Annotated in this window: 20 protein-coding genes and 1 pseudogene; 9 read left to right on the forward strand and 12 right to left on the reverse strand. The window is 41.5% G+C overall.

The genetic code is table 11. The features are described from left to right. Positions 1–4: 4 nt before the first annotated feature. The 4 genes from OC529_RS00685 (at position 5) to OC529_RS00700 (ending at position 4,160) form a co-directional block, all read left to right on the forward strand. Entirely contained in the window at positions 5–1,087 is a 1,083-nt protein-coding gene (locus OC529_RS00685; RefSeq protein WP_262081273.1) for an N-acetylmuramoyl-L-alanine amidase family protein, read from the forward strand. Between the two features lie 274 nt (positions 1,088–1,361). Further along, complete coding sequence (locus OC529_RS00690) at positions 1,362–2,909, forward strand: ATP-binding cassette domain-containing protein (protein WP_262081274.1); 1,548 nt, start codon at positions 1,362–1,364, stop codon at positions 2,907–2,909. 184 nt (positions 2,910–3,093) lie between these two features. Continuing rightward, complete coding sequence (locus OC529_RS00695; protein ID WP_000781325.1) at positions 3,094–3,468, forward strand: CidA/LrgA family protein; 375 nt, start codon at positions 3,094–3,096, stop codon at positions 3,466–3,468. Beyond that, complete coding sequence (locus OC529_RS00700) at positions 3,465–4,160, forward strand: LrgB family protein (protein WP_001288943.1); 696 nt, start codon at positions 3,465–3,467, stop codon at positions 4,158–4,160. Before OC529_RS00695 ends, OC529_RS00700 begins: the two co-directional genes overlap by 4 nt. Here the strand turns inward: OC529_RS00700 and OC529_RS00705 are convergent. The 3 genes from OC529_RS00705 to OC529_RS00720 all read right to left on the reverse strand — a co-directional run bounded on the left by OC529_RS00705 (position 4,157) and on the right by OC529_RS00720 (position 7,193). Further along, positions 4,157–4,303: a hypothetical protein gene (locus OC529_RS00705; RefSeq protein ID WP_225904800.1), complete on the reverse strand. Its 147-nt coding sequence runs from the start codon at positions 4,301–4,303 to the stop codon at positions 4,157–4,159. The two genes, OC529_RS00700 and OC529_RS00705, sit on opposite strands and share 4 nt — an antisense overlap. 800 nt (positions 4,304–5,103) lie before the next feature. Beyond that, positions 5,104–6,303 (reverse strand): ABC transporter permease, encoded by a 1,200-nt coding sequence (locus tag OC529_RS00715; protein ID WP_112443876.1) that lies wholly within the window; start codon positions 6,301–6,303, stop codon positions 5,104–5,106. Beyond that, on the reverse strand, positions 6,300–7,193 hold the full coding sequence (locus tag OC529_RS00720) for an ABC transporter ATP-binding protein (RefSeq protein ID WP_112443875.1): 894 nt from the start codon (positions 7,191–7,193) through the stop codon (positions 6,300–6,302). Before OC529_RS00720 ends, OC529_RS00715 begins: the two co-directional genes overlap by 4 nt. A gap of 336 nt (positions 7,194–7,529) precedes the next feature. Here OC529_RS00720 and OC529_RS00725 point away from each other — a divergent pair. Then, a pseudogene (locus OC529_RS00725) lies at positions 7,530–7,820 on the forward strand (IS30 family transposase); the annotation flags it as partial. 401 nt (positions 7,821–8,221) lie between these two features. Continuing rightward, a complete protein-coding gene (locus OC529_RS00730; RefSeq protein WP_262081275.1) occupies positions 8,222–8,839 on the forward strand; it encodes a TVP38/TMEM64 family protein in 618 nt (205 codons plus the stop codon). A gap of 42 nt (positions 8,840–8,881) precedes the next feature. Here OC529_RS00730 and scrK read toward each other — a convergent pair whose 3' ends face one another. Both scrK and OC529_RS00740 read right to left on the reverse strand, forming a co-directional pair. Next, complete coding sequence (gene scrK, locus OC529_RS00735) at positions 8,882–9,769, reverse strand: fructokinase ScrK (RefSeq protein ID WP_000164309.1); 888 nt, start codon at positions 9,767–9,769, stop codon at positions 8,882–8,884. Positions 9,770–9,918: 149 nt separating this feature from the next. Then, positions 9,919–11,805 (reverse strand): sucrose-specific PTS transporter subunit IIBC, encoded by a 1,887-nt coding sequence (locus OC529_RS00740; RefSeq protein ID WP_188108528.1) that lies wholly within the window; start codon positions 11,803–11,805, stop codon positions 9,919–9,921. A 379-nt stretch (positions 11,806–12,184) separates the two neighbouring features. On the opposite strand from OC529_RS00740, the gene OC529_RS00745 reads away from it, so the two are divergent. The 3 genes from OC529_RS00745 to OC529_RS00755 are packed head-to-tail and all read left to right on the forward strand — an operon-like array spanning position 12,185 to position 14,717. Further along, positions 12,185–13,639: a sucrose-6-phosphate hydrolase gene (locus OC529_RS00745; RefSeq protein ID WP_173306617.1), complete on the forward strand. Its 1,455-nt coding sequence runs from the start codon at positions 12,185–12,187 to the stop codon at positions 13,637–13,639. Beyond that, positions 13,620–14,585: a LacI family DNA-binding transcriptional regulator gene (locus tag OC529_RS00750; RefSeq protein ID WP_112443872.1), complete on the forward strand. Its 966-nt coding sequence runs from the start codon at positions 13,620–13,622 to the stop codon at positions 14,583–14,585. Before OC529_RS00745 ends, OC529_RS00750 begins: the two co-directional genes overlap by 20 nt. Positions 14,586–14,591: 6 nt before the next feature. After that, a complete protein-coding gene (locus tag OC529_RS00755; protein WP_033689216.1) occupies positions 14,592–14,717 on the forward strand; it encodes a hypothetical protein in 126 nt (41 codons plus the stop codon). Between the two features lie 56 nt (positions 14,718–14,773). Here the strand turns inward: OC529_RS00755 and OC529_RS00760 are convergent, their stop codons facing one another. The 7 genes from OC529_RS00760 to OC529_RS00790 form a co-directional block, all read right to left on the reverse strand. Continuing rightward, entirely contained in the window at positions 14,774–16,048 is a 1,275-nt protein-coding gene (locus OC529_RS00760; protein WP_262081276.1) for a hydroxymethylglutaryl-CoA reductase, degradative, read from the reverse strand. Next, positions 16,048–17,220 carry a hydroxymethylglutaryl-CoA synthase gene (locus OC529_RS00765; protein ID WP_262081277.1) on the reverse strand — a complete coding sequence of 391 codons (1,173 nt, stop codon included), beginning with the start codon at positions 17,218–17,220 and terminating at the stop codon, positions 16,048–16,050. The genes OC529_RS00760 and OC529_RS00765 overlap by 1 nt, the downstream gene beginning before the upstream one ends. A 130-nt stretch (positions 17,221–17,350) precedes the next feature. Continuing rightward, complete coding sequence (locus tag OC529_RS00770; RefSeq protein WP_057487170.1) at positions 17,351–17,599, reverse strand: hypothetical protein; 249 nt, start codon at positions 17,597–17,599, stop codon at positions 17,351–17,353. Positions 17,600–17,757: 158 nt separating this feature from the next. Then, positions 17,758–18,207, reverse strand: coding sequence for a threonine/serine exporter family protein (locus OC529_RS00775; RefSeq protein WP_057487161.1), 450 nt, complete (start codon positions 18,205–18,207; stop codon positions 17,758–17,760). Between the two features lies 1 nt (position 18,208). Continuing rightward, positions 18,209–18,967 (reverse strand): threonine/serine exporter family protein, encoded by a 759-nt coding sequence (locus OC529_RS00780; RefSeq protein WP_112443869.1) that lies wholly within the window; start codon positions 18,965–18,967, stop codon positions 18,209–18,211. Positions 18,968–19,055: 88 nt separating this feature from the next. Beyond that, complete coding sequence (gene pknB / locus OC529_RS00785) at positions 19,056–20,957, reverse strand: Stk1 family PASTA domain-containing Ser/Thr kinase (RefSeq protein WP_112443868.1); 1,902 nt, start codon at positions 20,955–20,957, stop codon at positions 19,056–19,058. Continuing rightward, positions 20,954–21,694, reverse strand: a complete 741-nt coding sequence (locus OC529_RS00790) for a Stp1/IreP family PP2C-type Ser/Thr phosphatase (protein WP_000406237.1) — start codon at positions 21,692–21,694, stop codon at positions 20,954–20,956. The genes pknB and OC529_RS00790 overlap by 4 nt, the downstream gene beginning before the upstream one ends. Positions 21,695–21,706: the final 12 nt, after the last annotated feature.

Consider the following 21,706-nt stretch of genomic DNA (forward strand, 5'->3'; position numbering starts at 1 on the left):
GAAAATGAAAGTATCAAAAAAAATCACACTATTTAGTTTGGCTCTAGCAGGTCTAGCTTTATTAGCTTTCCCTCATTCAGGTCAAGCCTTTGAGTTGGAAGAAGAATGGGTTATTAAGGGTGGGGTTAAGTATCAAGATGGCAAAATTCTTCGATTTAACAATGGCCATGAAGTGGATATCAAAGTCTTGGATTTGCCAAAAACTGAGAAAATCGAGTGGACGGTCAGTCTCAATGGTCAAGATCAGACTATCAATTTCCTAGGTCAAGAAAAGGACAAATCTATGGTCGGTACAGAGGGGCGTTACCTGAATTTCTATGTACCTTATGGCTATAGAGGAGATATCAAGGTAGAAGCCAAGAGCGGAAATGAGGTAAAGACCTGGTCCACTAAAGTAGTAGATGATGTATATAATGATGGCGGAAAGAGTGGTTACTTTCGTATTGACGAATCAAATGATCAACACACCTACCTTGATGCAAAATGGGACTATCAAACTAAGACCTACACTGCTACCTTACCAGAGACTCTCAATGGTCAAAAAGTATTTGCTTGGGAAGACGACTATGTAGAATTGAAACTTCAAAAACCAGGAGTTATCAGTCATTCCTACAGAGGGGGAGGAGCCTTCAAAATACTTTATCCGATTCTAAAAGCAGAAAGTTGGCTAAAAAAGAATTACAGTGAAAGCTGGTACTATCAAAAACAAGGGCAATTAGTTAAAAATACTTGGGTTAAGGACAAGGGAACTTGGTACTTTATGAATGATAAAGGGGTCATGTTCAATCAAACTTGGCTCTATCAGGGTAGCAACTGGTATGCCTTTAAATCATCAGGAGCTATGATTGCTAGTGACTGGCTATATGATAATCACTCTTGGTATTACCTAAAAGACTCAGGTTCTATGGCGACAGGTTGGATCAAAGATAGTGGATCTTGGTATTACCTAAGCAATTCAGGTGCTATGTTAACAGGCTGGGTCAAAGATAGCGGCTCTTGGTATTACCTTGCTTCATCAGGTAAGATGCTTCACAATACCTACACACCTGATGGTTACTATGTAGATGCCAGTGGCGCTTGGAAATAATCTAATGTACACATTTTATTCCATCAGCTATTAGTGTACATGCCCAGACTAAATGTTATCAGAGCTACAAAAAAACTAGATAATAATACGAAAAGCGAATCGAAACAATGAATTCTGTTTTGTTCGCTTTTTGTTTCAATCTGTGTCATTACGATATTTTCATTTAATTGTATATCCCCCAAAAATTTACATTTTTATATGAAGTATTTGAGATAAAGGAGTATAATAACTTTAAAACTGATTACATGTATATCGATAAGGAGGGCAACTCTTTATGCTGAGAAGATTTGTTACTAAGAAACACCTCATACTTTACTTCTTTTCTATTGCGATTACTTGGCTGGAAGCAATTATCACACCAGCCCTTGTTCAGAATATTGTTACCAGTTTTACCAATCAAGAGCTAGGCCTTCTTTGGAAAGTTTTGATTTTGGGAATCCTTGGAAACCTCATCCTCTTACTAGGCTTAGCTGGGAAACGCTATTACTACGCTCGTTTGATTACTGACTTCAAATATGGAATCAAGAGTGCTATTTTCAAGCGATTTTTAAACAGTTATGAGATTGATGAAAAGGATATTTTGTCCGACCTAGAAAATGACGTCAAGCAACTAGAAGAAAGCTATATTGAGCCAACGGTCATCATCATTTCTTCTCTTGGCTTCACAACTGTGTCCATTCTCTATGCCCTATGGACTAATTTTTACCTAGGCTTGATTTTCATCCTCTTCTACTCCTTTCCTGTACTCTGCAGTGCTATCGGATCAAAGCGTTTGGACTCACTTTCTGAAAAGCGGTCCACTGTTAACCAGAGCTACTTAGCAAGCTTGACAAATTTTATTGGTGGTAGCCAACAAATTCGCCATTATCAGGGACAAGACTACTTTTTTACTCGCTACCAAAAACAATTACAAACCAGTCTAGATGCCGAAATCAACTATGAAAAACAACGCACTTTAAACAGTCTCTTGATCAATAGCATCGATGCCTTTTGTTCTGTCACACCAATCGTCATCGGTGGCTTTATGACCTACTATAATTATTTAGATGCGGCGAGTTTTGTGGCTATCTATCTAGTTTCCCATAATATCGGCTATCAATTCCAAGAGTTGGCTTACTTTACCAACACCCGAAAAGCGACTCGAACTCTTCTCAACAAATACCAAAAACTTTTGAACCAGTCTGATCCCATCTCGCCTAGAAGCATAGAAAATATTTTCCCTATCCAACTTGACACCATCTCCCTTGAAAAAGAGGGGAATAGCCTCTTGTCTCCGATTTCCATACACATCAAGCAAGGAGAAAAAATTGCCATTATCGGGGAAAGTGGCTCTGGTAAAACAACCCTGCTCAATATCATTCATGGAGAAGAGACACCAACAAGTGGTCAGATTAGCTTTGCTGGTCAGAACCTGTCACGTCAAGAAATCACAAGTATTAGTTCCTATATTCTCCAAGATAGCCATTGCTTTGACACGCTATCTCTGGAAGACAATATCCTTCTAGGACTGGATAAAAATCCAGAGACTTTAAATCATATCCTCAAAAAAACAGGATTAGAACATTTGAAAAATCGAACGCTCAGTAATGATAGTCTATCTGGTGGCGAGAAGCAACGCCTAGAAATCGCTCGCGCCCTCTACCATGATAGCCAACTCATCTTAGCAGATGAGATTAAGGCCAATCTTGACTTAGAAAATAGCAGAAAAATTAGCGACTTGCTCTTCTCCCTACCTCAAACAGTCATTGAAGTCATTCACCACTACACGGAAGAAGACTTAAAACACTACGACCAAGTCATTCACTTAAGCAAAGAAAAGTAGTATTCTTCGAAAATCGCTTCAAACTATGTCAGTTTGACCTACAAACCCAACACTTTGCTTTGAGCAACATGCAGCTGACTTCCTAGTTTGTTCTTTAATTTTCATTATCCCTTGTGCATTTCCTTGAAATTTTCTGAAAAAATAGTAAACTGGTATGTAAGAAGTCTATTTCGTGGAGTTTAGGATGAAATTATATGTTCAATTAATGATTCTCTTTGTGATTTCTCTAATCGGAGAGGGGATTTCCAGTTTCTTTCATTTGCCCATACCAGGCAGTATTATCGGTTTGATTATTCTCTTTCTAGCCCTGCAGTTCAAGTGGCTGAGAACCAGACATGTCAACATGGTTGGGAATTTCTTGCTGGCCAATATGACCATTCTCTTTTTACCGCCAGCAGTGGGAATCATGGAGAAGTTTGATGTGATTGCTCCCTATCTTTTGCCCATTGTTTTGATTGTCTTTTTTGCAGCAGTCATCAATATTATCCTTATTGCCTTGGTGGTTCAGTTTATCAAGAGACGATTTGAGGGAGATTATGAGAAAGGAGATGCCAAATGAGTGAATTTGTTTCCAATCCCCTGTTCGGGCTTGCCCTATCTATCCTAGCTTATCTAGTGGGAATGCTGATTTACAGACGTTTTCCCCATCCATTGACAACTCCCCTGCTTTTGTCGGCTATTTTTATCATTATTTTTCTTAAGGTGACAGGTATTTCTTACCAAGATTACTACCAAGGTGGGGTTTATCTGAACAACTTGATTGTTCCGTCTACAGTGGCTCTAGGGATTCCGCTTTATAAGAGTTTTCACCTGATGAAGCACCATGCTCGGAGTATTCTCTTTGGTAGTCTGTTAGCAGTAGTGGTCAATACCTCTTTCACAGCCCTTGTGGCAAAAATATTTGGAATGGACTTTTTCCTAGCCATTTCTCTCTTTCCTAAGTCAGTAACAACCGCCATGGCAGTAGGAATTACAGAAAAATTGCAAGGTCTGACGACCGTGACCTTGGTGGTTGTAGTGGCGACTGGGATTTTAACCAGTGTCATCGGACCAACCCTTTTGAAGTGGTTGAAAATTGACGATCCAGTAGCTGTTGGTCTTTCCCTTGGAGGAACAGGCCATGCAGTCGGAACAGGGACAGCCTTCCGATACGGCTCTGTAGCAGGAGCTATGGGTGGTTTGGCTATCGGTGTCACTGGTATTCTCTATGTCTTTGTCAGCCCTATCGTAGCCAGTTTGATATTGAGTTAATACTCTTCGAAAATCTCTTCAAACCGCGTCAACGTCGCCTCGCCGTAGGTATGGTTACTGACTTCGTCAGTTCTATCCACAACCTCAAAACACTGTTTTGAGCAACCTGCGGCTAGTTTCCTAGTTTTCTCTTTGATTTTCATTGAGTATAAAAAGCAAGGAATTCGAGCAATCTCATTATGGTAGTGATATGGGGGTCTAACTTCTCATATTTATACATTTCTCCAATCAGTTAGTTGATTACAATCGAGATTTTCTATACTCTCCTTATAAGATTTTCGCATAAGATGAGACAGCACACGCTGAAGACGTCTATGTTATTTAGATTTAATGCAATCTTTTAAAAGAGTTTTGATAATCTATATTTCTTATTTAGTTTAGTTGATTTCATATCACTTCATATCACTATACTATAATGCTTATCCAAATGATTACACTATCAAAATACCCTATTATTAGATGCTTACGAAACAGATTTTTATACTCTTCAAACCACGTCAGCTTGTCCTTAGTGTGTATATGTTACTGACTTGGTCAGTTCCTAAACCTCAAAACATAGTTTCGAAGATCCTTCCGCTAACTTCCCAGTCTGATTTCCATTGAATATTAAAGATACTTTATCACATAAAGAGGCTGGATGAAAAGTCTTCACAATCAAAAAACGCATACTATCAGGTCTTGAAAAATCCTGGTAGTATGCGTTTTTTGTGAGCTGACTTATTTCCTTTCACTATATCGCAAAATGAAATAAGAACGGAAAACGATGGGATTTTGGAATTCAAATCAATTTATAAGAATGTTTTAGAAGCAATATTATCCTATTCCAGATTCAGTTCACTATACAATCAAGTTTTCAAGTAACCTATTTACATAATGTGTAAGTAATTAGGTTCGTGATTCCACTCTTTTCATCTCTAAAAAACCTCGCTTTCGCGAGGCTCTTCTATTTATAAGCTAAGGCACGTTTAAAGGTTTTCCAGATTCCTAAATCATCTGTTTGCAGAACGAGACTAGCATACATGCGTCCGATAAATCCTGTTGCTACCACCGCAAAAATCACTGTAATAGCTAGCGAAATCCATGCTTCTGCTCCCCCTGCATAGCCATTAATGGTTCTAAATGGCATGAAGAAGGTCGAAATAAAGGGAATATAAGAACCAATCTTCAAGATGAGATTGTCACCAGCTGCACCCAGAGCTGTCACTCCAAAAAAACCACCCATAATCAAAATCATCAAAGGCGACAAGGCTTTTCCTGCGTCCTCCGGACGAGAAACCATAGAACCTAGAAAGGCCGCCAAGACGACGTACATAAAGAGACTAACCAAAATAAAGAGCAAGGTATTCAGTGAGAAAGCATCTCCCAAGTGATCTAAAACACCAGACTGAGCCAAGAATGGCAAATCTTTAAATAACAGAATGGCAGCGATACCACCTACAACATAAATCCCAATATGCGTTAAAATCACTAGAAATAGAGCCATCATCCGCGCATAGAAATAGTGACTTGCCCTTATGCTAGAAAAAACGACTTCCATAATTTTGGTGCCTTTTTCACTGGCAACTTCCTGAGCCGTCACACCCGCATAGGTAATCAGAATCATATAAAGAAAGAATCCTAAGGCGCCTGCTGCAATTGTTTGAATAAACTTTTTATTTTCCTTGGCTTCATCAATCTTTTCTGTGAATTGAACTGTCTGCGCTAAGCGTTTTTCCTGCTCTTGAGACAAGGAGGCCGTTGAACGATTAAGCTGATTTTGCAGCTCATTGAGTGTACCTGTAACTGCAAATTTAATTCCATTTTCAAGCGATGTTTCGCCATGATAAACTGCCTTTAGAACACTATCTTCTTGATCAATAGTCAAATAGCCTTTTAATTTTTCATCTTTAATCGCTTCTTTGGCACTTGCTTCGTCTTTATAGTCAAAGTTAATACCATTTACATTCTTCAGTCCTTCTGCCACAGATGGCACTGTTGTCACTACTGCCACTTTATTATTTTTAGCCATTGAAGAGCCTTGAAGATGCCCAATTCCTACAAAGATTCCTAAAAAGAGGAACGGCGAAATCACCATAAAGAAGAAACTCCACGATTTGACATGTCGAAGATAGGTTTCCTTGATTACAACCCACATATTTCTCATACTTCCACCCCTGATTCTAGTTTAAAGATTTCATCGATTGTCGGCGCTTGTTGGTCAAAGGTTGCGATATATTGCCCCTGAGTCAAGATTGGGAAGAGTTCCCTTCCAGCGCTCTCATCCTCCAAAATCAATTTCCAACTGCCTTGTTTGGTCAAGCTCACCTGTTTAACATGAGGAAGTTTTTCCAGTTCTTCCTTGCTTCGTTCACTTGCAACAAAGAGACGCGTTTTCCCGTATTGATTGCGGACATCCTGAACTGGTCCATGCAAGACCACACGGCCATCTCGGATCATGAGAATATCGTCACAAAGTTCCTCGACGTTGGTCATAACATGGTCAGAAAAGATAATGGTTGCCCCACGTTCTTTTTCCTGAAAGATGACTTGCTTGAGCAATTCAGTATTGACTGGATCCAAGCCACTGAAAGGCTCATCCAAGATAATCAAGTCTGGTTCATGAATCAGAGTAATAATAAGCTGAATCTTCTGCTGATTTCCTTTTGACAGACTCTTGATTTTATCAGTCAGCTTCCCTTTCACTTCCAACTTCTTCATCCATTGAGGGAGTTTTTCCTTGACCTCCTTGGCATCCATACCTTTTAGAGTCGCCAAATAGCGAACTTGTTCAAGAACTGTCAATTTAGGCATGAGACTGCGTTCTTCAGGCAGATAGCCAATCCGAGTGTAGGTCTCCTGACGAATATCCTGATTATCAAGACTAATTTCTCCTTGATATTCTAAAAACTTCAAAATACTGTGGAAAATCGTTGTCTTCCCAGCACCATTTTTTCCGACTAGTCCCAAAATACGACCTGGTCGCGCTTGAAAGTCAATACCAAACAAAACTTGCTTGGATCCAAAACTTTTCTCTAGACTTCTTACTTCTAGCATCTTTAACCTCCGAAATTTCTTTCACTCATTATACTCTTTTTTGATAGCCTTTACAATGATTTCTGTCCATTTTTAGAAGACTAATGCTATGTAAAATATGGCATGGAGCGTTTTTAGTGATAAATCCATTATACAGTAGCAAACTTAATTTATCCACTCTGCTCCTCAACTGTCTATTTTTGATCCTGAATTGTTATTTGAGTAACTCCTTTTTCCCCATAAAGTTCTCTTCCTCTAAAACTTCTGGAAAAAAGCGAATAATTTCTTGACAACATTTTTTATAAGAAACAAGTTCATCTGTCATTTCAAGAAGGAGTAATCCTTTATCTACTAATGGACGGAACGGAATTCAACCGCCTGTCCGATATGTTTTCTAAGGAACATATCTACTATGCACATCCCTATACCTCTTGGGAAAGGGGAACTAATGAGAATCACAACAGGCTTATTCGTAGATGGTTACCTAAGCCTAAGGGAACTAAGAAAACGACTCCCAAAGAAATCGCATTCATCGAAAAATGGATTAACAACTATCCTAAAAAATGCTTGAACTACAAGTCGCCTAGAGAAGACTTCTGGATGGCTAACTTGAACTCGAAATTTAGCAATAATTCATTCACCATCTAACTATATTTAGTAATTATTTCAGAACTGATTCATATTAAAATTAACTAACGATTCAAAGGATTCATACTAGACATAAATTACATCCATCAGATAGAGACCCTTATTATTTTTAGATTTTAGCTTTTCTAGCTTCAGAATACATCTAAACTTTAGGGAATATGACTATTCGAAAGCTCGAATGCATCAAAATTATCTCAGATAAGCTATTCGAAACTTAGAATGCTTTTAAATTTATGTAATTGCGATTATTCTAAACCTAGAATACATGTAAACTTTAGGGAACGGACCTATTCTAAGTCTCGAAGGACTATTCACTATCCATTCCTCATCAAAAACACTCATTCCCCCTTTCTCCTCCAAAATATGGTATAGTAGAGTTATACTATCTATGAGGAGTTTACATGTCACAGGATAAACAAATGAAAGCTGTTTCTCCCTTTTTACAGCAAGTTATCAATATCTCATCGATTGTCGGTGGGGTCGGGAGTTTGATTTTCTGTATTTGGGCTTATCAGGCTGGGATTTTACAGTCCAAGGAAACCCTCTCTGCCTTTATCCAGCAGGCAGGTGTCTGGGGGCCACCTCTCTTTATCTTTTTACAGATTTTACAGACTGTCGTCCCTATCATTCCTGGGGCCTTGACCTCGGTGGCTGGTGTCTTTATCTACGGTCACATCATCGGGACTATCTACAACTATATCGGCATTGTCATTGGCTGTGCCATTATCTTTTATCTGGTGCGCCTCTATGGAGCTGCCTTTGTCCAGTCTGTCGTCAGCAAGCGCACCTACGACAAGTATATCGGTTGGTTGGATAAGGGCAATCGTTTTGACCGTTTCTTTATCTTTATGATGATTTGGCCCATTAGTCCAGCTGACTTTCTCTGTATGCTGGCTGCCCTGACCAAGATGAGCTTCAAGCGCTATATGACCATCATCATTCTGACCAAACCCTTTACCCTCGTGGTTTATACCTACGGTCTGACCTATATTATCGACTTCTTCTGGCAAATGCTTTGACACATAAAAAATCCGTTTGGTTTCCCAAGCGGATTTTGTGCTTTATTTTGAAACTTCTTTTGCAAGGACAAAGTTTCCAAGAGTAGCAGAACCATTTCCTGCGACTGCTGGCGTCACGATATAGTCACGCACATCAGGTACTGGTAGGTAGCCATTGAGAAGAGCTGTAAATTTCTCACGGACACGGTCCAGCATGTGTTGTTGAGCCATGACCCCTCCACCAAAGACAATCACGTCTGGGCGGAAAGTCACTGTCGCATTAACCGCAGCTTGAGCGATATAGTAGGCTTGAACATCCCAAACAGGGTTGTTGAGTTCAATGTTTTCCCCACGAACACCTGTACGAGCTTCCAAACTTGGACCAGCTGCATAGCCTTCCAGACATCCCTTATGGAAAGGACAAACACCCTTAAACTCTTTTTCAATATCCATTGGGTGTCTAGCAACATAATAATGACCCATTTCAGGGTGACCCACACCACCGATAAACTCACCACGTTGGATGACACCTGCACCGATACCTGTACCGATTGTGTAGTAAACCAAGTTTTCGATACGACCACCCGCATTGTTACGGGCAACCACTTCACCATAGGCAGAGCTGTTTACGTCGGTTGTGAAGTACATTGGCACGTTGAGGGCGCGACGAAGGGCACCAAGCAAGTCCACATTTGCCCAGTTTGGTTTTGGAGTCGTCGTGATAAAGCCATAGGTTTTTGAGTTTTTATCAATATCAATCGGACCAAATGAACCAACTGCAAGACCAGCAAGGTTATCGAATTTCGAGAAGAACTCGATGGTTTTATCGATTGTTTCGATTGGAGTTGTTGTTGGAAATTGTGTTTTTTCTACAACGTTAAAGTTTTCATCACCGACAGCACAGACAAACTTTGTACCGCCCGCTTCCAAGCTTCCATATAATTTTGTCATGATAAACCTCTTGTTTTTATTTTCTTTATTATAGCATATTTCGAAAGTCTAAATTTCTCTATTTTTTAGATTTTCCTCTGTAAATCTTACCATTCAAGCAAAAACGAACAAACATGTCATTTGTTCGTTTTCACATTAGAGAGGATTGATTAGATTTTTACTTCGATCACAGCATCTCCCTTCGCAACTGAACCTGTTGCGACTGGAGCTACTGAAGCGTAGTCAGCTGTATTTGTAACGATAACCATTGTTGTATCGTCAAGACCAGCTGCAGCGATTTTGTTTGAGTCAAATGTTCCAAGAACATCGCCCGCTTTAACCTTGTCACCTTGAGCAACTTTTGCTTCAAAACCTTCACCATTCATAGATACAGTGTCAATACCAACGTGGATCAAAACTTCAGCACCATCAGTTGTTTTCAAACCAAAAGCGTGCCCTGTTGGAAATGCGATTGAAACTTCAGCATCAGCTGGTGCATAAACCACACCTTGACTTGGTTTCACAGCGATACCTTGTCCCATAGCTCCACTTGAGAAGACTGGGTCATTGACATCAGCAAGAGCGACAACATCACCGACGATAGGAGTTACAAGTGTTTCATTTTGAAGAGCTGCTGGAATGTTGCCAGTTGTTTCTTCTTGGACCAAACGTTCTGTCGCCGCTTCAGTAGCAACTTCTTTTTCATCCTCATAACCAAACATGTAAGTAAGAGCAAAACCAAGTGCAAATGATACAGCTACCATAAGAAGGTATTGGGCAAGTTGTCCGTTACCAACATAAAGCATTGTACCAGGGATGATGGTGATACCACTACCATTACCAGCAAGTCCAAGGATAGAAGCCAATCCACCACCGATTGCACCAGCAATCAATGAGAGGAAGAATGGTTTACGGAAGCGCAAGTTCACCCCGAAGATAGCAGGCTCTGTAATACCGAGGAAGGCAGAAAGAGCAGCTGGGAAAGCAAGTGTTTTTAGTTTTGGATTTTTAGTTTTAACACCAACCGCAACAGTTGCAGCACCTTGAGCTGTCATAGCAGCAGTGATGATAGCGTTGAATGGGTTAGCATGGTCAGCAGCAAGCAATTGAACTTCAAGCAAGTTGAAGATATGGTGCACACCTGACACGACGATCAATTGGTGAACCCCACCAATCAAGAAACCACCAAGACCAAATGGCATACTAAGGATCGCTTTTGTCGCGATAAGGATGTAGTTTTCAACAACGTGAAAGACTGGTCCGATGACAAATAGTCCAAGGATAGACATAACCAAAAGTGTCACGAATGGTGTTACCAAAAGGTCAATGACATCTGGAACGACCTTGCGGACAGCTTTTTCAAATTTAGCTCCGACAACCCCGATGATGAAGGCTGGAAGAACGGAACCTTGCAAACCAACAACAGGGATGAAACCAAAGAAGTTCATAGCTGTTACTTCACCACCTTGAGCAACTGCCCAAGCGTTTGGAAGTGAGCCAGAAACAAGCATCATACCAAGAACGATACCAACGGCAGGGTTACCACCGAATACACGGAAGGTTGACCAAACAACCAAACCTGGCAAGATGATGAAGGCTGTATCTGTCAAGATTTGTGTGTAAGTTGCAAAGTCTCCTGGAAGTGGCATTTCAAGAGCAATGAAAAGACCACGCACACCCATGAAGAGACCTGTCGCTACGATAACTGGGATGATTGGAACGAAAACGTCACCGAAAGTACGGATAGCACGTTGGAACCAGTTCCCTTGTTTAGCAGCTTCTGCTTTCATGTCATCTTTAGATGATGTTGGTAAACCAAGTGCAACAACTTCATCGTACATTTTGTTTACTGTACCAGTACCAAAGATGATTTGGTATTGACCTGAGTTAAAGAAAGCACCTTGAACTTTTTCCAAGTTCTCAATCACTTCTTTATTGATTTTTCCTTCATCTTTGACCATGACACGAAGACGAGTCGCACAGTGAGCTACACTGTTGACATTTTCACGTCCACCCAAGGCATCGATGACTTTTTTTGCAATTTCCTGATTGTTCATTTGCAAAAATCTCCTTATATAAAATTTTGTTCTTGTTTGAAAGCGATTTTATTCGCCCTACGACTATTATTTTATCATGTTTTAGAAATATGTCAAGCGTTTTGCAGAAAAAATATTCTATCCACTTAGTTTGCTCGCTTTAGATTGATTGATTTTGACTGTTTTATCAGGTGTTCCTTAAAAAAATAAGTTTAAAATCTTGGTTAAAAGGGTTTTATTTCATTCTCTTTCATATTTTTGTGAAAATTTGATTGATTTCCTGCATTTATTTTATGATAAACGTTTGACAGTTTTTTCTCTTTTTTAACATAAAAGTCTTGCTTTTTTTTCCGAAAACGGTTACTATTAAAAGTGATAAGATTTTTGGAGGAATAGAAGAATGGAATGGACAACTGAGCGTCGTTACAGACTTTATCAAGATTGGACGCAAGAAGAAATTAAGAATATTAAAGAAAATATGGCACAATCTCCATGGCATACTCATTATCATGTTGAGCCAAAAACAGGACTTCTTAACGACCCAAATGGCTTTTCTTACTTTGATGGAAAGTGGATTGTTTTTTATCAGAACTTTCCTTTTGGTGCAGCCCACGGTTTGAAATCTTGGGTTCAATTGGAAAGTGAGAACTTGGTTCATTTCACAGAAACTGGAGTCAAAGTTTTGCCTGATACTCCATTAGATAGCCACGGTGCCTACTCTGGTTCTGCCATGCAGTTTGGCGATAACTTATTCCTATTCTATACAGGAAATGTCCGTGATGAAAACTGGATCCGTCACCCTTACCAGATCGGTGCTTTGATGGATAAGGATGGCAAGATTACGAAGATTGACAAGATCTTGATTGACCAGCCAGCAGACTCTACTGACCACTTCCGCGATCCGCAAATTTTTAACTTTAAAGGTCAATATTATGCTATCGTCGGAGGACAGGACTTGGAGAAAAAAGGCTTCGTCCGTCTCTACAAGGCTGTGGACAACGACTACACAAACTGGCAAGCAGTTGGCGACCTTGACTTTGCTAACGACCGCACTGCCTACATGATGGAATGCCCAAATCTAGTCTTTGTAGGAGAGCAACCTGTCCTTCTCTACTGCCCACAAGGATTGGATAAGAAAGTTCTAGACTACGACAATATCTATCCAAATATGTACAAAATTGGGGCTTCCTTTGACCCTGAAAACGCCAAAATGGTAGATGTATCTCAACTTCAAAACATGGATTATGGTTTCGAAGCCTATGCAACTCAAGCCTTCAACGCTCCTGATGGACGTGCTCTAGCAGTTAGCTGGCTTGGTTTGCCAGATGTTTCTTACCCATCTGACCGTTTTGACCACCAAGGAACCTTCTCATTGGTCAAAGAACTGACTATCAAAGACGGCAAACTCTACCAATACCCAGTCGCAGCTATCAAGGACCTTCGTGCTTCTGAAGAAGTCTTCTCAAACCGTGCTCAAACCAATAACACCTACGAACTCGAGCTCAACTTGGAAGCTAATAGCCAGAGCGAGATTGTCTTACTTGCTGACAAAGAAGGCAAGGGACTTGCAATCAACTTTGACCTTGTAAATGGTCAAGTGACAGTGGATCGTAGCCAGGCTGGTGAACAGTATGCTCAAGAATTTGGGACAACTCGTTCTTGCCCAATCGATAATCAGGCTACTACTGCTACAATCTTCATCGATAACTCTGTCTTTGAAATTTTCATCAATAAAGGAGAAAAAGTATTTTCTGGTCGTGTCTTCCCACATGCGGACCAAAATGGTATCCTGATCAAGTCTGGAAACCCAACTGGAACTTACTATGAATTAGATTATGGTCGCAAAACTAACTGATGTCGCAAAACTCGCAGGCGTCAGCCCTACTACCGTTTCTCGGGTTATCAATAAAAAAGGCTATCTATCTGAAAAAACCATTCAAAAGGTCAATGAAGCCATGCGAGAATTGGGCTATAAACCCAACAACCTGGCTCGTAGTCTGCAAGGAAAATCAGCTAAGTTAATCGGCCTGATTTTCCCAAATATTTCCAACGTTTTCTACGCAGAATTGATTGATAAGCTGGAACACCAACTCTTCAAAAATGGCTACAAGACCATCATTTGCAACAGTGAGCATGATTCTGAGAAGGAACGCGAGTACATCGAAATGCTGGAAGCCAATCAGGTGGACGGCATCATTTCGGGTAGTCACAACTTGGGAATCGAAGACTACAATCGCGTGACGGCACCAATTATTTCCTTTGACCGCAATCTGTCACCAGACATCCCTGTCGTTTCTTCTGACAACTATGCTGGTGGGGTTCTCGCAGCCCAGACCTTAGTCAAGACAGGCGCCCAATCTATCATCATGATTACAGGGAATGACAATTCTAATTCGCCGACTGGACTACGCCACGCTGGCTTTGCTTCTGTACTCCCCCAAGCTCCTATTATCAATGTTTCCAGTGACTTTTCTCCCGTCAGAAAAGAAATGGAAATCAAGAATATTTTGATGCGACAAAAACCAGATGCCATCTTTACTTCAGATGACTTAACAGCTATTCTGGTCATTAAAATCGCTCAAGAATTGGGCATTTCTGTCCCAGAAGAGCTCAAGGTCATCGGCTATGATGGGACCTACTTTATCGAAAATTACTATCCTCAACTCGCGACCATCAAACAACCTTTGGAAGAGATTGCCTGCCTCACTGTTGACCTACTCTTGCAAAAAATCGAAGGCAAGGAAGTCGCAACAACCGGTTACTTCCTACCAGTTACTCTATTACCAGGAAAAAGTATTTAATACTCAATGAAAATCAAAGAGCAAACTAGGAAGCTAGCCACAGGCTGCTCAAAGCACTGCTTTGAGGTTGTAGATAAGACTGACGAAGTCAGTTACATATATCTACGGCAAGGCGAAGCTGACGTGGTTTGAAGAGATTTTCGAAGAATATAAGCACAAGAAAACTCAGACCAATTCGTCTGAGTTTTTTATGATCTTAAATTTTCTAAATAACGCTGGGCTGTCTCTAGGTTAAAGGTTTTATCTACGATGAGGCGCTCGACTAGGGGAGCTACCTCGGATTCACTGGCACCTGCTAGGAGAGCTAAGGATTTGGCCTGCAATTTCATGTGGCCTTGCTGAATTCCTGTGCTGACTAAAGCTTTCAGGGCTGCAAAATTTTGTGCAAGACCGATAGACACGATAATCTGGGCCAATTCTTTGGCAGAAGGATTTCCCAGTAGCTCATGACTGAGGGCTACACGAGGGTTAAGGCCGATAGAGCCACCCTTGGTCGCCACAGGCATGGGCAGGGTCATCTCACCAACCAATTCTTCTCTTTCAAGATCCAGCGTCCATTGACTAAGACCTTGGTAATGTCCATTTCGACTGGCAAAAGCATGAGCTCCCGCCTCAATGGCACGCCAGTCATTACCAGTGGCAATCAAAATGGCATCAATACCATTAAAAATCCCTTTATTGTGAGTAGCGGCTCGATAAGGATCAGCCTGCGCAAACTGACTAGCCATGGCTATCTTCTCCGCAATTTCTCGTCCTTGATCCTTTTGACTGCTCAAGTAGCGAAAGGCGATACGACAACTTGCAGTCACCAGAGAATCGGTCGCGTAGTTGGACAGGATTCCCATAAGACTCTGTCCCTGGCTGAGTTCTTCTAAGACTGGTTTCAAGGCTTCCAGCATGGTGTTGAGCATATTGGCACCCATGGCTTCCTGGGTATCGACATGGAGATAAACAACGAGAAAGTCTGTTTCGCCTTTGATCTGCTCTACATGCAAATCACGCGCCCCGCCCCCACGTTTAACAATGGAAGGATAGGCTTGATTGGCAAGCTCCAAGAGCTCCGCTTTCTTGCTGGCAATCTTCTCTTGGGCTTGTTCAGGATTAGCAACTTGATAAAGGGCTACCTGCCCAATCATCTGGCGCTCATGGACTTGGGCAATAAAACCGCCTGCTCGCTTGATGATTCTACTGGCATAGCTGGCCGCAGCAACCACTGAGGGTTCTTCTGTCACATAGGGAACTGTGTATTCCTGACCGTTAACGAGAACCTCTGGGACCAGCGAATAAGGCAGAGAAAAAGTTCCCATTACATTCTCACTCAGCTGGTCTGCCACAGTCACACTCATCTGTTCATCCTGCTCCAAACTCTCTTGTCTCTCAGGACTAAGGAGCGCCTGAACTTTTAACAGCTCGAGGCGCTCTTGGTATGATTTTTTAGAAAATCCATTCCAACTTATCTTCATTATTTTTCAACCTTGCTATAACGGCGTTGGTGGTCAACAATTTCAACCAAGGCAAAATCTTGATTTTCATAGCCAGCAAACTGGGCAGAGTTTGTTTCATCCAAGTCTACTTCCTCAAAGAAGATTTTTTCATAGTCTGCAACAGACAGGGCAGTTCGTTGGTTGAGCTTGTTCAAACGGTCTTTATCCAGATAAGCTTCATATCCTTCAACCAATTCACCACTGAAGAACTCAGCCACAGCCCCGCTTCCATAACTATAAAGGGCGATTTTATCCCCAGCCTTCAAGCTATCTGTATTTTCCAAGAGAGACAAGAGTCCGAGGAAGAGGGAACCTGTGTAGATATTCCCCACCTTTTGACTGTAGAGAATAGACTGGTCAAAGTGCTTTTGCAAGAGGTCTTTTTTCTCTTGAGGCAGGCTCTTATCCATGATTTTTTTCAAGCCTTTTAGCGCTAATTTAGGATAAGGCAAGTGGAAGCAAACCGCCGCAAAATCATCCAAAGTAAGCTGGTAGCGTTTTTGATATTCCAGCCAAGTCGTTTTCAAACTATCCAAATATTGTTGGGTAGAATAGACACCATTTACATAAGGAGTTGTCGAGTAATTTGGACGCCAAAAATCCATGATGTCACGGGTTTGAGCTACATTGTCATTATTAAAGGCCATCATGCGTGGATTTTGTGTAATTAACATAGCCACACTTCCAGCACCCTGAGTTGGTTCTCCTGGAGTTTCAATACCGTATTTGGCAATATCACTGGCAATGACCAAGACCTTGGACTCTGGAGAATTTTCCACATGCAATTTGGCATAATGAAGGGCAGCTGTCGCTCCATAGCAGGCTTCTTTAATCTCGAAACTACGAGCAAAGGGCTGGATGCCCAGCAAACCATGTACAAAGACGGCTGCAGCTTTACTTTGGTCAATTCCTGACTCGGTAGCCACAATGACCATATCGATTTCTGCTCTTTCTTGCTCAGTTAAAATAGAGTCACTTGCACTAGCCGCCAAGGTCACGATATCCTCAGTTAAGGGCGCAATACTCAATTCCTCGAGTAAGAGTCCTTTACTTAATTTTTCAGGGTCAATTCCCCTCGCTTCTGCTAAGTCTTGTAATTTCAAGACATATTGACTGGTCGCAAAACCAATCTTATCAATACCGATTGTCATATTTACCTCTGTTTTATCATTCATGTAAAAAATCGTTCAGTACTATTTTATCACAAATGGTAGTAAAAGAGAGAAAAAAGACTTGATTCACCCAATCAAGCCTCTTATTGGTCATAATTTCAAAGAATGATTAGTTGCTATAGAGTTCACCGATATAAGTAGCTTTATAAGCCCCATTCACAGTTCTCAGCTCCTGGAGGATTAAATCTCCTGAGTAAGTCCTTCCCATCTCATCTACAAATTCTTGATAAAACTGACTGGTCGGAATTTCTCTGACATCCTTATCAAATGTCTTGTCAAGTGTTTTACTAACCTTTTCGGCAATCAACTGATGCTCTTGCCATCCACTTTGAAATTCTGAGCCTGAATTAGAAACCATGACTGGGAAAAATAACAAGGTCAGTAGACTTACAAACAATAAGGAAAATAGTGATTTTTTCATGATTTTTCCTCCTATATATAGAGAATGGCATACATAGAAAGCCTTGTCACTATATTTATCTCTTTTTTCAGAAAATTCTTTTATTTCTGTAAAGTCTACGATACTCGATGTGTTTTTATATAATGATACAGTCTGAGAATCACTGTTCCGCTAGCCATTCCAATGGAAATGACCAGAGCCAGCATGACAACCAAGGTCGCACTTGCCAGCGCTTTATTATAGTCCCCTGTCACAAAAAAGGCAGTTGTCCGATAAGAAAGATAACCCGGAACCAGAGGTGCCAAGATGGCCAAGATAAAGACCACAGCAGGTGTCTTATAAAGAATACTTAAAATCTGGCTGACACAAGAACCAATAATAGCTGCAATAAAAGTAGCCACAATAACATTGGTCGGTTCCTTGAGCAAGAGATAAATTAGCCAGACAGCCATGCCCAAAATCCCTCCAGGTAAGAGCATAGAGCGTTGCACATTGAGTACGATTAAAAAAGTGATAATGGCAAGAAGACTTGCTACTGCTTGTAATAAAAAGGTTGTTAGTGTCATATTAGTTCATCAATACCAAGGCGACAGAAGTTCCCGCCCCTAAAGCAAGGGTAATGAGCAGGGATTCAAACATCTTGCTCATACCAGAGTTTATGTGGTTGGTCATAATATCACGGACCGCATTGGTCAAGGCAATACCTGGTACAAAAGGCATGACTGCACCAGCTATAATCAAATCTGCTGTTGAAGGAAAACCTGTGTAGCGAGCCCAAAACTGGGCAATCATTCCAAAGACGAAGGCCCCAGCAAAGGCTGTTACAAAAGGAATTCGGATAAACTTCTCCACATAGAGGGAAAAGGCAAAACCAAACAAGGTCGCCACTCCTGCCCCAAGTGCGTCGTAGATATTTCCACTAAACATAATTGAAAAGAAAGGGGCACTTAAGGTCGCAGCCAAAGTTACCTGCAACTTAGTATAGGGAAGGGGTTGGGCTTGCAAGGCCGTCAATTGCTTGAAGGCCGTTTCTAAATCAATCCGCCCCCCAACCAGTTGACGAGAAATCTGGTTCACATCGCAGACTTTTTCAATGTTATAAGAAGAGGAAGTCACGCGCTTCATGCGCGAAATATTGGTATTTTCAATCGAGAAAAAGATAGCGGCAGGCATGGCAAGGACATTGCAATCCACAATCCCCTGCGAATGCGAAATCCGAATCATGGTATCTTCTACACGATGAATCTCTGAACCACTTTTGAGGAGAATGGTTCCTGCTAGCATAATCACATCGATGACGGCATTTAATTCTCTTGATTCTTCCATGCTTTCCTCCTTTTATCAACTCTTTCTATTCTATCACAAATCCGGACTCAAAAAAAATCTTTGCCATGAAAACATGACAAAGATTCGTTTAATTACGAGAATTTTCGTGGTTCCCTTCACTACTTGATTGAGTAGTAGCAGGTGAATTCTCTCGTTGATTTCCTTGTTGGTTCCCCTGACTTGGTGTCGTAGTAGAACCTTGGTTTCCACGTTGGGCTGGTGCTGATGATGACGTTGACGGCGGTGTTTTTGGTTTGTAGATTGAAATCTTGACACGCGTCTTAGTCAAATCAACCTTTTCACCTGCTTTTGGACTTTGCTCTACAACAGTCCCCTCAGCAGTTCCATCAGGAGCTGTCGACACTTCTACAACTTCAATATTGGCTTCCTTAATCCCAACAATTTGAACGAGATTGTTTTTAGTAAATTCGAGACTAGATCCTATATAACTTGGCATAGCAACGCTAGTTACTTTCTTAGCAACGGTTAAGGTAATCGTTGAGGCCTTGCTCAAATCATAGGTTGTTCCGGCAGCTGGACTCTGTCTGAGAACGGTTCCTGCTTCGCTCTCACTTGATTCTTCTTCCTCAATCTTGATGAGATTTTCAGGAACCTTCTTCTGCTTGAGTTCTGCTATAACATCTGTCGATTTCCGGCCGACATAATTACTAATTTGGAAAGATTGCTTGCCTGATGAGACAACCAAATTGATTTTCGTTCCTTCTTTTCGACCAGTTCTAGCGCCAGGATCTGTACGGATAATCCGCCCCTCTTCCACCTTTTCACTGGCCTCTGACTTCTCCTCGCCAATCTCAAAATTGGCTTTCTTGAGGGTTTCCTTGGCTTCCGCAACTGTCTGACCTGCCACATCTGGAATGGCAATGGTTGCAGGAGTTCTGGATAGTATCCAAATAAGAGAAGCTGCCACCAACACAATGCTGGCCAAAAAAATCAGGTAACGCATCTTAAATCTACGTTTTTTCGGTGCTTGTGGTTGGTAAGTTTCCTCTGTCACAGCCTGGCTTGTTTTTTTGATTGGTTTGTGTTCTGTCTGCGCTTGAACCTTAGGAATCGAAGTCAAGGTGCTCTGGGATACTTTTGGTAGAGTCTTGGTGTCCGCCTTAGTCGCATCATCAAAGACCAGCTTTGGTTCATTGCGACGATTATAAGACAAACTACTAGACAAGTCCACATACATTTCAGCTACTGATTTGTAGCGATCTGTCAATTTCTTAGCAGTTGCCTTGATAACAACATTCTCCAAAGCCTGGGGCACAGATGGATTCTCAGCAATAACGGACGGCAGGGGCTTTTGGAAATGCTGGAGGGCGATGGTCACCGCACTATCCCCGTCATAAGGAATATGACCTGTCAGCATCTCATAGAAAATAATCCCCATGGCATAGATATCACTTTGTACAGTCGCCTTAGAGCCACGCGCCTGCTCTGGTGACAAGTAATGCACCGAACCCAGCATCGAGTTAGTCTGAGTCAGACTCGTCTCAGCAAAGGCTACTGCAATCCCAAAGTCTGTAACCTTGACAGTCCCATCTGGTGTCAAGAGGATGTTTTGAGGTTTCAAGTCCCTGTGAACAATTCCTCTGGTATGGGCCAAGCGCATGGCGAGAAGAATTTGTCCCATGATACGGACGGCTTCTTCATTAGAAAGAGGATAGTGTTCCTTGATATAGCGTTTAAGGTCAAGTCCAGCAACATACTCCATTGCAAGATACTGTTGACCGTCTTCCTCGCCAATATCTGTTATCCGAACGATATGAGGATGGTCTAGATCTGCCATAGCTCTCGCTTCACGCTGAAAACGAGCTACAGCTATCGGGTCCGTCTGGTAGTTGGTCCTCAAGACCTTTACTGCCACTTCTTCCCCATCTAAGATTAAGTCTTTGGCTAGGTAGACATCCGCCATGCCTCCTCGACCAATCTGTTTGACAATCCGATAGCGTCCGGCAAAAATCTTGCCGATTTGGATCATTCTGCATCCTCCTCGTTCATAGAAACAAGGGCAACCGTAATGTTGTCTAAACCTCCTGCATTGTTAGCAAAACGAACAAGTGTCTCCGTTTTATCTGCCAAAGGAATATCACTGGTTACAATATCACGAATCTCACTACCTGAAATCATGTTGGTCAAGCCGTCACTATTGAGCAAGAGATAGTCGCCTGACTCAAGGATAACTGTCCCAAAATCAGGCTGAATTTCATCTTTTTGCCCAATAGACTGGGTGATAATATTTTTTTGCGGATGAGCTTCTGCCTCTTCTGGTGTCAATTGACCAGCCTTGAGCAATTCATTGACCAAAGAATGGTCGCTCGTCAACTGATGGTATTCTTCTCCACGAATCAAGCCGATACGCGAATCACCAATATGAGCATAGATAGCCTGATTATCAATAATAGCAAGGACTTCCAAAGTAGTTCCCATGCCTCTGTAAGCTTCATCCTGACCAAGCTGGTGAATCTTTTGATTTTCAATTTCTAGGTAATGGGCGAACCATTCACGCACTTCATTGACTGTATCGATTTGGGTGTCAACCCAAGCTATACCTAGGTCTGTTACCGCCATTTCACTAGCGATATTCCCTGCGCGATGACCTCCCATCCCATCAGCTAAAATAATCATAGTACGCCCAGCTCTATTGACATAGTGGTTGACATAGTCTTGGTTATTTGTCCGTTTCTGACCAACATCTGTTAATAATGAAATTTCCATGTGTCAGTTCCT

The organism is Streptococcus sp. Marseille-Q5855 (assembly GCF_946901985.1).
Taxonomy (GTDB): Bacteria; Bacillota; Bacilli; order Lactobacillales; family Streptococcaceae; genus Streptococcus.

Excerpts from the sequence above, each read along its gene's own strand:
- OC529_RS00685 (WP_262081273.1), top strand. The coding sequence starts at position 5 with ATGAAAGTATCAAAAAAAATCACACTATTTAGTTTGGCTCTAGCAGGT.
- OC529_RS00690 (WP_262081274.1), top strand. The coding sequence starts at position 1,362 with ATGCTGAGAAGATTTGTTACTAAGAAACACCTCATACTTTACTTCTTT.
- OC529_RS00695 (WP_000781325.1), top strand. The coding sequence starts at position 3,094 with ATGAAATTATATGTTCAATTAATGATTCTCTTTGTGATTTCTCTAATC.
- OC529_RS00700 (WP_001288943.1), top strand. The coding sequence starts at position 3,465 with ATGAGTGAATTTGTTTCCAATCCCCTGTTCGGGCTTGCCCTATCTATC.
- OC529_RS00705 (WP_225904800.1), bottom strand. The coding sequence starts at position 4,303 with ATGAAAATCAAAGAGAAAACTAGGAAACTAGCCGCAGGTTGCTCAAAA.
- OC529_RS00715 (WP_112443876.1), bottom strand. The coding sequence starts at position 6,303 with ATGAGAAATATGTGGGTTGTAATCAAGGAAACCTATCTTCGACATGTC.
- OC529_RS00720 (WP_112443875.1), bottom strand. The coding sequence starts at position 7,193 with ATGCTAGAAGTAAGAAGTCTAGAGAAAAGTTTTGGATCCAAGCAAGTT.
- OC529_RS00730 (WP_262081275.1), top strand. The coding sequence starts at position 8,222 with ATGTCACAGGATAAACAAATGAAAGCTGTTTCTCCCTTTTTACAGCAA.
- scrK (WP_000164309.1), bottom strand. The coding sequence starts at position 9,769 with ATGACAAAATTATATGGAAGCTTGGAAGCGGGCGGTACAAAGTTTGTC.
- OC529_RS00740 (WP_188108528.1), bottom strand. The coding sequence starts at position 11,805 with ATGAACAATCAGGAAATTGCAAAAAAAGTCATCGATGCCTTGGGTGGA.
- OC529_RS00745 (WP_173306617.1), top strand. The coding sequence starts at position 12,185 with ATGGAATGGACAACTGAGCGTCGTTACAGACTTTATCAAGATTGGACG.
- OC529_RS00750 (WP_112443872.1), top strand. The coding sequence starts at position 13,620 with ATGGTCGCAAAACTAACTGATGTCGCAAAACTCGCAGGCGTCAGCCCT.
- OC529_RS00755 (WP_033689216.1), top strand. The coding sequence starts at position 14,592 with ATGAAAATCAAAGAGCAAACTAGGAAGCTAGCCACAGGCTGCTCAAAG.
- OC529_RS00760 (WP_262081276.1), bottom strand. The coding sequence starts at position 16,048 with ATGAAGATAAGTTGGAATGGATTTTCTAAAAAATCATACCAAGAGCGC.
- OC529_RS00765 (WP_262081277.1), bottom strand. The coding sequence starts at position 17,220 with ATGACAATCGGTATTGATAAGATTGGTTTTGCGACCAGTCAATATGTC.
- OC529_RS00770 (WP_057487170.1), bottom strand. The coding sequence starts at position 17,599 with ATGGTTTCTAATTCAGGCTCAGAATTTCAAAGTGGATGGCAAGAGCAT.
- OC529_RS00775 (WP_057487161.1), bottom strand. The coding sequence starts at position 18,207 with ATGACACTAACAACCTTTTTATTACAAGCAGTAGCAAGTCTTCTTGCC.
- OC529_RS00780 (WP_112443869.1), bottom strand. The coding sequence starts at position 18,967 with ATGGAAGAATCAAGAGAATTAAATGCCGTCATCGATGTGATTATGCTA.
- pknB (WP_112443868.1), bottom strand. The coding sequence starts at position 20,957 with ATGATCCAAATCGGCAAGATTTTTGCCGGACGCTATCGGATTGTCAAA.
- OC529_RS00790 (WP_000406237.1), bottom strand. The coding sequence starts at position 21,694 with ATGGAAATTTCATTATTAACAGATGTTGGTCAGAAACGGACAAATAAC.